The organism is Streptomyces sp. Z423-1 (assembly GCF_013009255.1).
GTDB classification, from domain to species: Bacteria; Actinomycetota; Actinomycetes; order Streptomycetales; family Streptomycetaceae; genus Streptomyces; species Streptomyces gossypiisoli.
Genome location: NZ_CP053109.1, coordinates 3,854,908 through 3,870,599 on the forward strand (window position 1 = coordinate 3,854,908; position 15,692 = coordinate 3,870,599).

Here is a 15,692-nt window from a genome sequence, read left to right on the forward strand (position 1 = left end):
GCAACTGAGGACAAGCCCTCGGCCTATTAGTACCGGTCAACTCCACACGTTACCGTGCTTCCATATCCGGCCTATCAACCCAGTCGTCTACTGGGAGCCTTACCCTCTTAAAGAGGTGGGAGTCCTCATCTCGAAGCAGGCTTCCCGCTTAGATGCTTTCAGCGGTTATCCCTCCCGAACGTAGCCAACCAGCCATGCCCTTGGCAGAACAACTGGCACACCAGAGGTTCGTCCGTCCCGGTCCTCTCGTACTAGGGACAGCCCTTCTCAAGACTCCTACGCGCACAGCGGATAGGGACCGAACTGTCTCACGACGTTCTAAACCCAGCTCGCGTACCGCTTTAATGGGCGAACAGCCCAACCCTTGGGACCGACTCCAGCCCCAGGATGCGACGAGCCGACATCGAGGTGCCAAACCATCCCGTCGATATGGACTCTTGGGGAAGATCAGCCTGTTATCCCCGGGGTACCTTTTATCCGTTGAGCGACGGCGCTTCCACAAGCCACCGCCGGATCACTAGTCCCGACTTTCGTCCCTGCTCGACCCGTCGGTCTCACAGTCAAGCTCCCTTGTGCACTTACACTCAACACCTGATTGCCAACCAGGCTGAGGGAACCTTTGGGCGCCTCCGTTACCCTTTAGGAGGCAACCGCCCCAGTTAAACTACCCATCAGACACTGTCCCTGATCCGGATCACGGACCCAGGTTAGACATCCAGCACGACCAGACTGGTATTTCAACGACGACTCCCACCATACTGGCGTATGGCTTTCACAGTCTCCCAGCTATCCTACACAAGCCGAACCGAACACCAATATCAAACTGTAGTAAAGGTCCCGGGGTCTTTCCGTCCTGCTGCGCGAAACGAGCATCTTTACTCGTAGTGCAATTTCACCGGGCCTATGGTTGAGACAGTCGAGAAGTCGTTACGCCATTCGTGCAGGTCGGAACTTACCCGACAAGGAATTTCGCTACCTTAGGATGGTTATAGTTACCACCGCCGTTTACTGGCGCTTAAGTTCTCAGCTTCGCCCCACCGAAATGGAGCTAACCGGTCCCCTTAACGTTCCAGCACCGGGCAGGCGTCAGTCCGTATACATCGCCTTACGGCTTCGCACGGACCTGTGTTTTTAGTAAACAGTCGCTTCTCGCTGGTCTCTGCGGCCACCCCCAGCTCAAGCAGCAAGTGCTCTCACCGGATGTGGCCCCCCTTCTCCCGAAGTTACGGGGGCATTTTGCCGAGTTCCTTAACCATAGTTCACCCGAACGCCTCGGTATTCTCTACCTGACCACCTGAGTCGGTTTAGGGTACGGGCCGCCATGAAACTCGCTAGAGGCTTTTCTCGACAGCATAGGATCATCCACTTCACCACAATCGGCTCGGCATCAGGTCTCAGCCACAAGTGCGACGGATTTACCTATCGCACGGCCTACACCCTTACCCCGGGACAACCACCGCCCGGGATGGACTACCTTCCTGCGTCACCCCATCACTCACCTACTACCAGCTCGGGTCACCGGCTCCACCACTCCCACCCACAGCAAAGCTGAGGGCAGGCGGTTTCACGGGCTTAGCATCACTGGATTCGATGTTTGACGCTTCACAGCGGGTACCGGAATATCAACCGGTTATCCATCGACTACGCCTGTCGGCCTCGCCTTAGGTCCCGACTTACCCTGGGCAGATCAGCTTGACCCAGGAACCCTTAGTCAATCGGCGCAAACGTTTCTCACGTTTGTATCGCTACTCATGCCTGCATTCTCACTCGTCAACCGTCCACAACTACCTTCCGGTGCTGCTTCACCCGGCAGACGACGCTCCCCTACCCATCACAGCGGGCGTTGGCCCTCATGCTGCAATGACACGACTTCGGCGGTACGCTTGAGCCCCGCTACATTGTCGGCGCGGAATCACTTGACCAGTGAGCTATTACGCACTCTTTCAAGGGTGGCTGCTTCTAAGCCAACCTCCTGGTTGTCTGTGCGACTCCACATCCTTTCCCACTTAGCGTACGCTTAGGGGCCTTAGTCGATGCTCTGGGCTGTTTCCCTCTCGACCATGGAGCTTATCCCCCACAGTCTCACTGCCGCGCTCTCACTTACCGGCATTCGGAGTTTGGCTAAGGTCAGTAACCCGGTAGGGCCCATCGCCTATCCAGTGCTCTACCTCCGGCAAGAAACACACGACGCTGCACCTAAATGCATTTCGGGAGAACCAGCTATCACGGAGTTTGATTGGCCTTTCACCCTAACCACAGGTCATCCCCCAGGTTTTCAACCCTGGTGGGTTCGGTCCTCCACGAAGTCTTACCTCCGCTTCAACCTGCCCATGGCTAGATCACTCCGCTTCGGGTCTTGAGCGTGCTACTAAAACGCCCTCTTCGGACTCGCTTTCGCTACGGCTACCCCACCCGGGTTAACCTCGCAACACACCGCAAACTCGCAGGCTCATTCTTCAAAAGGCACGCAGTCACGACACACAAGCAAGCTTGCATGCGACGCTCCCACGGCTTGTAGGCACACGGTTTCAGGTACTATTTCACTCCCCTCCCGGGGTACTTTTCACCATTCCCTCACGGTACTATCCGCTATCGGTCACCAGGGAATATTTAGGCTTAGCGGGTGGTCCCGCCAGATTCACACGGGATTTCTCGGGCCCCGTGCTACTTGGGTGTCTCTCAAACGAGCCGCTGACGTTTCGACTACGGGGGTCTTACCCTCTACGCCGGACCTTTCGCATGTCCTTCGCCTACATCAACGGTTTCTGACTCGCCCTGTTGCCGGCAGACAACAGAAGAGAGATCCCACAACCCCCACGACGCAACCCCTGCCGGGTCTCACACGTCGCAGGTTTGGCCTCATCCAGTTTCGCTCGCCACTACTCCCGGAATCACGGTTGTTTTCTCTTCCTGCGGGTACTGAGATGTTTCACTTCCCCGCGTTCCCTCCACACTGCCTATGTGTTCAGCAGCGGGTGACAGCCCATGACGACTGCCGGGTTTCCCCATTCGGAAACCCCCGGATCAAAGCCTGGTTGACGACTCCCCGGGGACTATCGCGGCCTCCCACGTCCTTCATCGGTTCCTGGTGCCAAGGCATCCACCGTGCGCCCTTAAAAACTTGGCCACAGATGCTCGCGTCCACTGTGCAGTTCTCAAACAACGACCAGTCGCCCGCCAACTACTCGGACCCCGGCTCTCCCGAGGGATCATTCCCTCAGACACCCAACAGCGTGCCCGACACAGCCAGTCGATGATGTCCACGTTCCACGCCGAAGCAGTACTAGCGAACCCATCCAAACCATCTGTGCCGAGTAGTCAACGTTCCACCCATGAGCAACCAGCATCAGACGTTCGCTGATGTACTGGCCTCTGACCAACCGAGGTTGGTGAGAAGTGCTCCTTAGAAAGGAGGTGATCCAGCCGCACCTTCCGGTACGGCTACCTTGTTACGACTTCGTCCCAATCGCCAGTCCCACCTTCGACAGCTCCCTCCCCACAAGGGGGTTGGGCCACCGGCTTCGGGTGTTACCGACTTTCGTGACGTGACGGGCGGTGTGTACAAGGCCCGGGAACGTATTCACCGCAGCAATGCTGATCTGCGATTACTAGCGACTCCGACTTCATGGGGTCGAGTTGCAGACCCCAATCCGAACTGAGACCGGCTTTTTGAGATTCGCTCCACCTCGCGGTATCGCAGCTCATTGTACCGGCCATTGTAGCACGTGTGCAGCCCAAGACATAAGGGGCATGATGACTTGACGTCGTCCCCACCTTCCTCCGAGTTGACCCGGCGGTCTCCCGTGAGTCCCCAACCTCCGAAGAGTTGCTGGCAACACGGGACAAGGGTTGCGCTCGTTGCGGACTTAACCCAACATCTCACGACACGAGCTGACGACAGCCATGCACCACCTGTACACCGACCACAAGGGGGCGACCGTCTCCGGCCGTTTCCGGTGTATGTCAAGCCTTGGTAAGGTTCTTCGCGTTGCGTCGAATTAAGCCACATGCTCCGCCGCTTGTGCGGGCCCCGTCAATTCCTTTGAGTTTTAGCCTTGCGGCCGTACTCCAGGCGGGGCACTTAATGCGTTAGCTGCGGCACGGACAACGTGGAATGTTGCCCACACCTAGTGCCCACCGTTTACGGCGTGGACTACCAGGGTATCTAATCCTGTTCGCTCCCACGCTTTCGCTCCTCAGCGTCAGTATCGGCCCAGAGATCCGCCTTCGCCACCGGTGTTCCTCCTGATATCTGCGCATTTCACCGCTACACCAGGAATTCCGATCTCCCTACCGAACTCTAGCCTGCCCGTATCGACTGCAGACCCGGGGTTAAGCCCGGGCTTTCAACCGACGCGACAAGCCGCCTACGAGCTCTTTACGCCCAATAATTCCGGACAACGCTTGCGCCCTACGTATTACCGCGGCTGCTGGCACGTAGTTAGCCGGCGCTTCTTCTGCAGGTACCGTCACTTGCGCTTCTTCCCTGCTGAAAGAGGTTTACAACCCGAAGGCCGTCATCCCTCACGCGGCGTCGCTGCATCAGGCTTGCGCCCATTGTGCAATATTCCCCACTGCTGCCTCCCGTAGGAGTCTGGGCCGTGTCTCAGTCCCAGTGTGGCCGGTCGCCCTCTCAGGCCGGCTACCCGTCGTCGCCTTGGTGAGCCGTTACCTCACCAACAAGCTGATAGGCCGCGGGCTCATCCTGCACCGCCGGAGCTTTCCAACCCCCACCATGCGGCAGGGACTCGTATCCGGTATTAGACCCCGTTTCCAGGGCTTGTCCCAGAGTGCAGGGCAGATTGCCCACGTGTTACTCACCCGTTCGCCACTAATCCCCGGCCGAAGCCGGTTCATCGTTCGACTTGCATGTGTTAAGCACGCCGCCAGCGTTCGTCCTGAGCCAGGATCAAACTCTCCGTGAATGCTTTTCACGGGAGCGGAACAGTCAGAGGAATGATCCGACCGTTCACAGCGTCCTCGCTGTATTTTTTCAAAGGAACCTCGCCACCAGGAAACTTCCCGGTGTCGGGGTATCAACATATCTGGCGTTGACTTTTGGCACGCTGTTGAGTTCTCAAGGAACGGACGCTTCCTTCGTACTCACCCGAGATACTCTCTCGCGGCTTTCCTCCGGGCGCTTCCCTTCGGTGTTTCCGACTCTATCAGATCCTTTCTCGACCTGATCCCCAGTCAGCGGGGTTTGTCTTCCCGGCCCCTGGGCCGTTCCGACGAGTGAGACTTTAGCGGATTCCTCGCTCCCGAGCTAATCGGGGGCTGCGTTCTTTCGAACGCGGATTCCTCATTCCGCAAATACGCATACCAATGACACGACAGCAGAGCGACGGATCGACTGCTCGTCGAGAGTGGTTGGTACTCGCGGAATGGCTGTCCGGGGACCGACCGGAGTCGGCGCTCACGTCGGACAACTCGGAGAACACTACGTACCTGCCTGGGGCGTGTCAACTCAGGTCCCCGACCGCACCCGGGAGGCGTACTCTGGGGGACGTGACTACGCGTACGTGTACCCAGCTGTGGTGGGCCGCCTGACGGCGGCCGTACTCACGTATGCACTCAACGGCCGCCGCCTCGGCGGCCGTTCTCGTATCTCCCTCCAGAGCTCCAGAGGGTCGGCCGACCGGGGACGGCGGCCTCGACCAGGAGGTGGAGAAGAGATGACGCGGGTCTTCAGTGGGGTCAAGCCGACCGGGCATCTGACGCTGGGGAACTACCTCGGGGCGATGCGACGGTGGGTGGAGGTGGACCAGCAACGGGCGGACGCGTTGTTCTGCATCGTCGATCTGCATGCGCTGACCGTGGAGCACGATCCGGCGCGGGTGCGTCGACTGAGTAGGCAGGCGGCGACGTTGTTGCTGGCGGCGGGGCTGGATCCGGAGCGGTGCACCGTCTTCGTACAGAGTCATGTCGATGAGCACGCGCGGCTGTCGTACCTGCTGGAGTGCGTGGCGACCGACGGTGAGATGCGGCGGATGATCCAGTACAAGGAGAAGGCCGCGCGCGAGCGGGCGCGGGGTGGAAGTGTGCGGCTGTCGCTGCTGACGTATCCCGTGCTGATGGCGGCGGACATCCTGGCGTACGGGACCGACGAGGTGCCGGTGGGGGATGACCAGACGCAGCATGTGGAGCTGACGCGGGATCTGGCGGTGCGGTTCAACCAGCGGTACGGGCATACGTTCGTGGTGCCTCGGGCGACGTCTCCGCAGGTCGCGGCGCGGGTGATGAACCTCCAGGATCCGACGTCGAAGATGGGCAAGAGCGACGATTCCGGGCCGGGGATCGTCTATCTGCTCGATGAGCCGGATGTGGTGCGCAGGAAGGTCATGCGGGCCGTTACCGACAGTGGGCGGGAGGTCGTGTACGACCGGGACGGGCGGCCGGGGCTGGCGAATCTGCTGGAGATTCTGGCGGCGTGCACGGGTGGGAACCCATCGGGCCTGAGCGGTGTATATGAGTCGTACGGCGCCTTGAAGAAGGACACCGCGGAGGCCGTGGTCGAGGTCTTGAGGCCCGTGCAGGAGAGGCACCGGGAGCTGTGTGCGGATCCTGGCTACGTGGAGGGGGTGCTGCGGGATGGTGCGGAGCGGGCTCGGGCGATGGCCCGGCCGACGGTGGATGCGGCGTATCGGGCGATCGGGTTGTTGCCGGCGGCTGCGACTGCCGATATCGAGGTGACCGCGTAGGGGGTCGGGCTTGGGCCGCCCCTGGGCAGGGGGCGGCCGGCGTCACTTGCTGTTGCCGGAGGCGAGTTCGCGGCTGCGGTCGCGGGCGGCTTCCAGGGCGGCGATGAGGGCGGCTCGTACGCCGTGGTTCTCGAGTTCGCGGATGGCGTTGATGGTGGTGCCGGCGGGGGACGTGACGTTCTCGCGGAGCTTGACCGGGTGTTCGCCGCTGTCGCGGAGCATGGTGGCCGCGCCGATCGCGGACTGGACGATGAGGTCGTGGGCCTTGTCGCGGGGCAGGCCGAGCAGAATGCCGGCGTCGGTCATGGCTTCGACCAGGTAGAAGAAGTACGCCGGGCCGGAGCCGGACAGGGCCGTGCAGGCGTCCTGCTGGGACTCGGGGACGCGGAGCGTCTTGCCGACGGCGCCGAAGATTTCCTCGGCGTGGGCGAGGTCGGCTTCGCTGGCGTGGGTGCCGGCGGAGATGACGGACATGGCCTCGTCGACGAGGGCGGGCGTGTTCGTCATGACGCGGACGACCGGGGTGCCGGCGGCGAGGCGCGCTTCGAGGGAGGCGGTCGTGATGCCTGCCATGCCGCTGATGACCAGGCGGTCGGCGGGGACGTGGGGGGCGAGTTCGTCCAGGAGGGTGCCCATGTCCTGCGGTTTGACCGTGAGGATCAGGGTGTCGGCGGTCTTCGCGGCTTCCGGGTTGGTGACCGGGGTGACTCCGTAGCGGGTGCGGAGTTCCTCGGCCCGCTCCGGGCGGCGGGCGGTGACCAGGAGATCGGCGGGGGTCCAGCCGGCGCGGATCATTCCGCTGAGCAGGGCTTCGCCGATCTTGCCGGTGCCGAGGACTGCGACTTTCTGGGTCATGGTGCGGGGCCCTCCGGGGGTTGCGTCGTCCGGATTCATCCTCGCACCGGGCGCGGGTGACGGGCTCGGTTGTCCGGTGGGCGGGATGTGGCTCGCCCACCTGGGTCATGCGGTTCGGCGTCGCAGCGTCGCCGCGCCGAGGGTGAGGACGAGCAAGGCGCAGCCCGCGACGATCAGGGCGTCGCGGATGAAGTTGGCCGTCATGTCGGTGTGCTTGAGGACTTCGTTCATGCCGTCGACGGCGTAGGACATGGGGAGGACGTTGGAGATGGCCTCCAGGACGGGGTGCATGTTGTCGCGCGGGGTGAAGAGGCCGCAGAGGAGGAGCTGGGGGAAGATCACTGCCGGCATGAACTGGACCGCCTGGAATTCCGAGGCCGCGAAGGCCGAGACGAAGAGGCCGAGGGCTGTGCCGAGGAGCGCGTCGAGCAGGGCCACCAGCAGGAGCAGCCAGGGGGAGCCGGTGACGTCGAGGCCGAGGAACCAAAGGGCGAGACCTGTGGCGAGGGCGGACTGGATGATCGCGAGTGTGCCGAAGGCGAGGGCATAGCCGGCGATCACGTCGCCCTTGCCGAGAGGCATGGCGAGGAGGCGTTCGAGGGTGCCCGAGGTGCGTTCGCGCAGGGTGGCGATGGACGTCACGAGGAACATGGTGATCAGCGGGAAGATGCCCAGCAGGGACGCGCCGATGTTGTCGAAGGTGCGCGGGCTGCCGTCGAAGACGTAGCGCAGCAGGATCAGCATCAGGCAGGGGATGAGGATCATCAGCGCGATGGTGCGCGGGTCGTGTCGGAGTTGGCGCAGGACCCGGGCGGCGGTCGCGGTGGTGCGGGATGCGTTCAGGGCGCTGGTGGGGGCGGGTGCGGTCGCCGTGGTCGTGGTCATCGGGTCGTCTCCTTGTTGCGGGCCGCGGCGCTCGCCTCGTCCACGAGGTGCAGGAACGCGGCTTCGACCGTTTCGGCGCCGGTGCGGGCGCGCAGGGCGTCCGGGGTGTCGTCGGCGAGGATCTCGCCCTCGCGCATGAGGAGGAGGCGGTGGCAGCGCTCGGCCTCGTCCATGACATGGGAGGAGATGAGGAGGGTGGCGCCGCGGTCGGCGGCGATGGCGTGGAAGAGGTTCCACAGGTCGCGGCGGAGGACGGGGTCGAGGCCGACGGTGGGTTCGTCGAGGACCAGCAGTTCGGGGGTGCCGAGGAGGGCGACGGCGAGGGAGACGCGGCTGCGCTGGCCGCCGGAAAGGTTGCCGGCGAGGGCGTCGGCATGGCTGGTGAGGTCGACGTCGGTGAGGACGCGGTCGACGTCGTGGCAGCGGTCGGCGGTCGTGCGCCCGGGGTCGAGTATCGCGGCGAAGTAGTCGAGGTTCTGACGGACGGTGAGGTCGTCGTAGACGGAGGGGGCCTGGGTGACGTAGCCGATGCGGGTGCGCAGGGTGCGGTGGCCTGCGGGGCGGCCGAGGACGTCGAGGGTGCCGGTGACCTTGGCCTGGGTGCCGACGATGGCGCGCATGAGGGTGGACTTGCCGCAGCCGGAGGGGCCGAGGAGGCCGGTGATCTGGCCGCGCGGGACGGTGAAGTTCAGTGCGCGCAGGACTGTGCGGGGGCCGCGGACGACGGTGAGGTCTTCGGCGTGGATGGCGGGGGTGTGGGTGGTTCCGGGGGCGGTTTGGCCGGCCGTGGGGTGGGGTGGGTCCGCCGAGTAATTCATCATGCGATGAATAATCCTCCTGGGGGTTGGTGGCGTCAAGTCAGGGGTGTTCGGCTGCGCAGGTGGCGGGGTGAGGGTGCAGCGCCGTCGACTGAGGGGATCGGGGCTGGAGGTGAGAGGGGCTGACCCGCCGTCTGGCGGGATCAGGGGGCGGTGGCGACCAGGAGTTCCACGTCGTAGATCTCGTCGACGAATCCGTCCGGGAAGACCTGCAGGAGGTGGTGTCGCTCCTCGGTGAGGAAGGCCTCGCTGCGTTCCGTGCCGTTGACCAGCAGGATCGAGTGGCTGCCGAGGTTGGCGAGGTGGGTGTCGAGGGGGACGCGGCGGCTCCAGCGGACGACTCGGCGGGCGTAGTCCGGGGTCGGGACGGCGCTGCCGGAAGGGTCCGTGCCGGGGTCCGGGGTGTCCGGCTGGACCGCGAGGGGGTCGCCGTAGTGCTGCTTGATCCGCTCTGCCTGGGCGGCGAGCCAGGGGACGCCCTCGGCATCGCGGTTCCACCACAGCGCCAGTGCGCCGCCCGGCCGCAGTACGCGGAAGGCCTCCGGCAGCGCGCGGTTGGGGTTCGTCCAGTGCCAGGCCTGCGCGTAGGTGACGAAGTCCGCGCAGGCATCGGTGAGGGGGAGGGCGTTGCCGTCGCCGCGGACGATCGGGATGCCGGGGCGGGTGCGGCGGAAGTGGGTGGACATGCCGTCCCCGGGCTCGACGGCCACCACGTCGGCGCCCCGGCCGTGCAGCAGGGCGGTGGCTATGCCCGTACCGGCGCCGACGTCCACCACACGCGCACCGGCGAGGCGCCGCCCGGCCAGTTCCTCGATGGCGTCGAAGAGGGCGGGCGGGTAGGAGGGGCGGTTCGCGGCGTACTGGGCTGCGACGGCGTTGAAGGAGTGGGCGCGGGAGGGGTGGGAGGGGGGCGGGGGCGTCGTTGAGGTGGCCATGGGGACATGGTGGCCGGGGTGGGGCCGGGGAGGGGAGGACAGGATCGCCCGCCTCGCCGCGATGGCCGGTGGCCTGCGCCCAGGCGTGACGATCGGGTGGGAAGCCCGCCTCCACGCCTGCCTCGGGAAGGCCCGGGACGGCGCGGGTCAAGGCACCTCAGTCGCGGCGGCGCCTCTTCGCGGGGTTGCCGGTGCGGCGGGCGGTGCGCTTCTTGTGGTCCTGGAGAGCCGTTTCGTATTCCTCGCGGTGAAGTCTTTCGCCGGGGGCCTCGACGAGGGAGCGGACGAAGTAGGCGAGGAGGGAGCCGACGAAGCCGATGGCGAGGAGGCCGCGGAGGGCGGACTGGCGGTCGGGGTCGTGGCGCTTGGTGAAGCCTTCCCAGGTGTGCCGGAAGGCGAGGGCACTGCAGACCGCGAACATGACGACGACCAGGAGCGGGACGAAGCTGCCCGTCTCGGCGAGCTGGATGCCCTCGTAGGCGAAGCGGAGCACCAGGCAGGCGGCGACGGCCGCGGCGAGGGAGCCGACGGAGGCGGCGATGCGGCGGGCGGTGTAGCCGTGGTCGTGGTCGACCCAGGTCGTGCCGAAGAAGCGGAGGGGTTCGGGGCGGGGCCCGCCGCCCGTGGGCCGGTCCGGGGTGCCGTTCTGGTGGTCGCTCACGGGTCGATTATGGCTCCCGGGTACGCGACGGGCCCCAGGTCGTGGTCAGGAGCAGCGCGGGGCGACATAGCCGTCGCTGCCGGTCTTGACGTAGGCGTCGGAGACGTACTGGGAGTTGGCGATGCAGTCCCAGATGTTGGAGGTGCCGTAGGGGCCGGTGACGGTTTCGCCGGGGCGCTGGCAGTAGATCGGGACGGTGGCGCCCTCGGGCAGGACGCGGACGATGCGGTAGCTGGTGCCGGGACCGCTGCGGACGTTGAGCCGGACGCCGGGGGCGACCGGGTAGGCGCGGACCCGCGGCACGGCGGTCGCCGTCGCGCTCAGCGTCTCCGTCTCGGGCGCGGCCTCCGCCGTCGCCGTCGGTGCCGTCTCCTGCTCGCCCGCGTCCGAGATCTCTATGTTCTCCGTGGCCATGTCGGCCTCCCCCGTATTTTGGATGCCTGTGAACAGTTCACGCCAAAATTGTCTGGCGCACCGAGGCTAGCAAGCCACAGGGGCTTCGCACGCACCATCGACTAGGCTCAGCGCGTCGCGCGTGCGGACGGACATCCGGGGGTGAGAGATGCCGCCATGGCGCAGCACCGGTGCGGATGCGGAAGCGGAATCTCCGCAATACGCCGGACAGTATCTGCTGGAGGCACAGCTCGGGTCCGGCGGCATGGGCGTGGTCCATCTGGCGCGGTCGGCCTCGGGGTTGCGGCTGGCCGTGAAGGTCGTGCACGCGGAGTTCGCCCAGGACCCCGAGTTCCGGGGGCGGTTCCGGCAGGAGGTCGGGGCGGCCCGGCGGGTCAGCGGTGCGTTCACCGCACCCGTCGTCGACGCCGATCCGGATGCCGAGCGGCCGTGGATGGCGACGCTGTTCATCCCCGGGCCGACCCTCTCCGCGTATGTGAAGCGGAATAGTGCGCTGCCTCCCGCCCGGCTGCGGCAGTTGATGGCGGGGCTGGCGGAGGCGTTGCGGGACATCCATCGGGCCGGAGTGGTGCACCGCGATCTCAAGCCCAGCAATGTGCTGCTCGCCGAGGACGGGCCGAAAGTCATCGACTTCGGCATTTCCCGGCCCTCGGACAGCGAACTGCGCACCGAGACCGGCAAGCTGATCGGCACGCCGCCGTTCATGGCGCCGGAGCAGTTCCGCAGGCCGCGGGATGTCGGGCCGGCCGCCGATGTGTTCGCGCTCGGGTCGGTCATCGTGCACGCGGCGACGGGCAGCGGGCCATTCGACTCCGACAGCCCGTACTTGGTGGCGTATCAGGTCGTCCATGAAGAGGCGGACTTGACAGGCGTGCCGCAGGAACTCGCGCCGCTCGTCGCCCGTTGTCTGGCCAAGGAGCCGGAGGACCGGCCCACACCGGACGAGCTGATGGCGGAGCTGCGGTCGCTGTCGGCGTCGTACGACACCCAGGCCTTCATCCCCGAACAGCGCACGGGCGAGCAGCTGTTCGAACCCCCCGGCGAGCGCCCCGGCGAACCCCCTGTCGAGCGCCCCGGCGAGGACCTGCCCACCCACCGGCGGCGCCGGGTGCCCGCTGTCCCGGGCGCCGCCGCCACGGACGTACCGCCGAAGAGCAAAGCCAGGCGACGGTGGATGGCGGCCGTCGCCGGGGCCGCCGTGCTCGCGCTCGGGGCCGGGGCCCTCATGCTGGCCGGGACCGGCGGGACCGAGGCGCCCGCCGGGCACGTGCAGGCCCAGCGGTTCCGGGCCTGGGACGTCGAGCTGAGCGCGCCGGGCGTCGAGGCGAGCGGAATGCCGCAGTGCACGTACGGCGGCAGCGCGCTGTACTGCACGCGCCCCGGCGTCCTGGCCGCCGCCGTCGATCCCCTCGACGGGGAAGTGCAGTGGGCGCGGGCGGGCTCGGACCAGCGCGCCGACGGGAACGTACAGCCGCCGGTCCTCGCGGGCGGCCTGCTGCACGTCGTCTTCGAGGGCAGCAGGCGTCTCGCCGCGCTCGACCCGGCGACCGGCCGGACCCGCTGGAGCCACGACATCGCGCGCTACGACGGCCGGATCGCGCACGTCGGCGGGTTCGTCCTGCTCACCGGCCCCGACTCGACGGTCACCGCGCTGGACGCGGCCACCGGCGAACGCAAGTGGCGGCACAGGATCGCCGGGCTCACCCAGCCGGTGTTCCAGTCGTACGGCGGACGGGTCGCGTACGCCGTGACCGCGGACGGCGCCGGGACGCGCGTCACCGCCGTGGACCCGGAGACCGGCGCGGTGCGGTGGCAGCGGCGGCTGGCGGGGGCGCTGAGCCTGGTGGGTGCGCGGGAGGGCGTGCTGTGGTTCACGTCGACGTCCGCGGCGTACGCGGACACGGACGCCGTCGTGCGGTACGACGCCACGCACGGCACCCAGCGCCGGGTCGCCCTGCGCTTCCCGGTGGCGGGGGCGCAGGCGGTCGTGGCGCAGGAGACGGTGTATCTGCTGGGCGCCGACGGGTCGCTGACCGCGGTGGACACCGGTACGTCGGAGCAGCGGTGGCGGCTGGACACGTCCGTCAGTTTCCCGTCGGCGCCGGTCGTGGCCGGGAAGCGGCTGTACTTCAGCGCCGGGGACGGGCGGGTCGTCGCCGTCGACGCCGCGAAGGGGGCGTTGCTGGGGCAGACGGACGCGCGGCCGGGGCCGGCGCGCGGGTCGGTCGTCTCGGGGTTGCCGTTGCCGGTGGCGGCGGACGGGAAGGTGTTCGCGGGGGCGCCGGACGGGGTGTTGTTCGCGGTGGACGGGGGCGAGGTGGCGGGATGGTGAGACGCCTCAAGGGTGAAGTCCCACGGTGACGAGGCCCCTCAGGGGAAGTCCCACGATGACGAGGCCCCTCAGGGGAAGTCCCGTCGGATAGCGAAAGGGGCCGCCCTCGTCACGGGCGGCCCCACTCACTCACGCAGCTCAGCCCAGCTTGCTGACGTCCCGCACCGCGCCCTTGTCCGCGCTGGTCGCCATCGCGGCGTACGCGCGCAGGGCGGCGGACACCTTGCGGTCGCGGTTCTTGGGGGCGTACACCCCGTTCAACGCATCCTCCCGGCGCGCCAGTTCCGCCTCGTCGACGAGCAGCTCGATCGAACGGTTCGGGATGTCGATGCGGATACGGTCGCCGTCCTCGACGAGGGCGATGGTGCCGCCGGAGGCCGCCTCGGGGGACGCGTGGCCGATCGACAGACCCGACGTGCCGCCGGAGAAGCGGCCGTCCGTGATCAGCGCGCAGGTCTTGCCGAGGCCGCGGCCCTTGAGGAAGGACGTCGGGTAGAGCATCTCCTGCATACCGGGGCCGCCCTTGGGACCCTCGTACCGGATGACGACGACATCGCCGTCGGTCACCTGCTTGTTGAGGATCTTCTCGACGGCCTCCTCCTGCGACTCGCAGACGACCGCGGGGCCCTCGAAGGTCCAGATCGACTCGTCGACACCGGCGGTCTTCACCACGCAGCCGTCGACGGCGAGGTTGCCCCTGAGGACCGCCAGGCCGCCGTCCTTGCTGTACGCGTGCTCGACGGAGCGGATGCAGCCGCCCTCGGCGTCCTCGTCCAGCGCCGCCCAGCGCTCGGACTGGGAGAAGGCCTCGGCGGAGCGGACGCAGCCAGGGGCCGCGTGCCACAGCTCCACGGCCTCCGGGGAGGGCGAGCCGCCGCGGACGTCCCAGGTCTTGAGCCAGTCGGCGAGCGACGGGCTGTGGACGGCGTGCACGTCCTCGTTGAGCAGGCCCCCGCGGTGCAGTTCGCCCAGCAGGGCCGGGATGCCACCGGCGCGGTGCACGTCCTCCATGTAGTACGTGCGGTCCTTGGCGACGTTCGGCGCGACCTTGGCCAGGCACGGCACGCGGCGCGAGACGGCGTCGATCTGCTCCAGGCCGAAGGGCACGCCAGCCTCCTGGGCGGCGGCCAGCAGGTGCAGGATCGTGTTCGTGGAGCCGCCCATGGCGATGTCCAGGGCCATCGCGTTCTCGAAGGCCGCGAAGGTGGCGATGGAGCGGGGCAGGACCGTGTCGTCGTCCTGCTCGTAGTAGCGCCGGGTGATGTCCATGACCGTGCGAGCGGCGTCGACGTAGAGCTGCTTGCGCGCGGTGTGGGTGGCGAGCACCGATCCGTTGCCGGGGAGGGAGAGACCGATGGCCTCGGTCAGGCAGTTCATCGAGTTGGCGGTGAACATGCCGGAGCAGGAGCCGCAGGTCGGACAGGCGTTCTCCTCGATACGGAGGATGTCCTCGTCCGAGATCTTGTCGTTCACGGCGTCGGAGATCGCGTCGACCAGGTCGAGGGTGCGGACCGTGCCGTCGACCAGCGTGGCGCGGCCGGACTCCATCGGGCCGCCGGAGACGAAGACCGTGGGGATGTTGAGGCGGAGCGCCGCGTTCAGCATGCCCGGGGTGATCTTGTCGCAGTTGGAGATGCAGACCAGGGCGTCGGCGCAGTGCGCCTCGACCATGTACTCCACGCTGTCCGCGATCAGGTCGCGGGAGGGCAGGCTGTAGAGCATGCCGCCGTGGCCCATCGCGATGCCGTCGTCGACGGCGATCGTGTTGAACTCGCGCGGGATGCCGCCCGCCTCCTTGATCGCCTCGCTGACGATCCGGCCGACGGGCTGGAGGTGCGTGTGGCCGGGCACGAACTCGGTGAAGGAGTTCGCCACCGCGATGATCGGCTTCCGGCCGATGTCCGCACCGGGTACACCGGAGGCGCGCATAAGGGCGCGGGCGCCCGCCATGTTGCGTCCGTGGGTGACTGTGCGGGACCTCAGCTCGGGCATCGTCGCTCGCTCCTTCGGAGAAATCTGACTCCTACGAGCGTACGCCGGTGCTCCAAGGGATGGACACGGTGTCCGGAATGCGGGATGTGTGTCTCAAGG

General features: G+C 66.6%; 9 protein-coding genes and 2 rRNA genes. 2 read left to right on the forward strand and 9 right to left on the reverse strand.

The window, feature by feature from the left end; translation table 11 throughout:
- Window positions 1-6 precede the first annotated feature (6 nt).
- A 23S ribosomal RNA gene (locus HJD23_RS17245) occupies window positions 7-3,127 on the reverse strand.
- A 280-nt stretch (window positions 3,128-3,407) separates the two neighbouring features.
- A 16S ribosomal RNA gene (locus tag HJD23_RS17250) occupies window positions 3,408-4,925 on the reverse strand.
- The 16S and 23S rRNA genes sit together here, the layout of an rRNA operon.
- Before the next feature lie 750 nt (window positions 4,926-5,675).
- On the opposite strand from HJD23_RS17250, the gene trpS reads away from it, so the two are divergent.
- The gene (gene trpS, locus HJD23_RS17255) at window positions 5,676-6,701 is read left to right on the forward strand and encodes a tryptophan--tRNA ligase (RefSeq protein WP_171109084.1); all 1,026 of its coding nucleotides are present in this window, start codon (window positions 5,676-5,678) and stop codon (window positions 6,699-6,701) included.
- 42 nt (window positions 6,702-6,743) lie between these two features.
- On the opposite strand, the gene proC is transcribed toward trpS, so the two are convergent.
- The 6 genes from proC to HJD23_RS17285 form a co-directional block, all read right to left on the reverse strand.
- Entirely contained in the window at window positions 6,744-7,556 is an 813-nt protein-coding gene (gene proC / locus HJD23_RS17260) for a pyrroline-5-carboxylate reductase (RefSeq protein ID WP_171109086.1), read from the reverse strand.
- 105 nt (window positions 7,557-7,661) lie between these two features.
- A complete protein-coding gene (locus tag HJD23_RS17265; RefSeq protein WP_171109088.1) occupies window positions 7,662-8,441 on the reverse strand; it encodes an ABC transporter permease in 780 nt (259 codons plus the stop codon).
- Window positions 8,438-9,262 carry an ABC transporter ATP-binding protein gene (locus tag HJD23_RS17270; RefSeq protein ID WP_171109090.1) on the reverse strand — a complete coding sequence of 275 codons (825 nt, stop codon included), beginning with the start codon at window positions 9,260-9,262 and terminating at the stop codon, window positions 8,438-8,440. The genes HJD23_RS17265 and HJD23_RS17270 overlap by 4 nt, the downstream gene beginning before the upstream one ends.
- 140 nt (window positions 9,263-9,402) lie before the next feature.
- Window positions 9,403-10,194, reverse strand: a complete 792-nt coding sequence (locus HJD23_RS17275; RefSeq protein WP_171109093.1) for a class I SAM-dependent methyltransferase — start codon at window positions 10,192-10,194, stop codon at window positions 9,403-9,405.
- A gap of 157 nt (window positions 10,195-10,351) precedes the next feature.
- Window positions 10,352-10,855, reverse strand: a complete 504-nt coding sequence (locus tag HJD23_RS17280) for an EamA/RhaT family transporter (RefSeq protein WP_171109095.1) — start codon at window positions 10,853-10,855, stop codon at window positions 10,352-10,354.
- Between the two features lie 45 nt (window positions 10,856-10,900).
- Complete coding sequence (locus HJD23_RS17285; RefSeq protein ID WP_171109096.1) at window positions 10,901-11,269, reverse strand: SH3 domain-containing protein; 369 nt, start codon at window positions 11,267-11,269, stop codon at window positions 10,901-10,903.
- Between the two features lie 148 nt (window positions 11,270-11,417).
- Here HJD23_RS17285 and HJD23_RS17290 point away from each other — a divergent pair, with 148 nt between their 5' ends.
- Window positions 11,418-13,601 carry a serine/threonine-protein kinase gene (locus HJD23_RS17290; RefSeq protein ID WP_171109098.1) on the forward strand — a complete coding sequence of 728 codons (2,184 nt, stop codon included), beginning with the start codon at window positions 11,418-11,420 and terminating at the stop codon, window positions 13,599-13,601.
- A gap of 138 nt (window positions 13,602-13,739) precedes the next feature.
- Here HJD23_RS17290 and ilvD read toward each other — a convergent pair whose 3' ends face one another.
- On the reverse strand, window positions 13,740-15,593 hold the full coding sequence (ilvD, locus tag HJD23_RS17295; RefSeq protein WP_171109100.1) for a dihydroxy-acid dehydratase: 1,854 nt from the start codon (window positions 15,591-15,593) through the stop codon (window positions 13,740-13,742).
- Window positions 15,594-15,692: the final 99 nt, after the last annotated feature.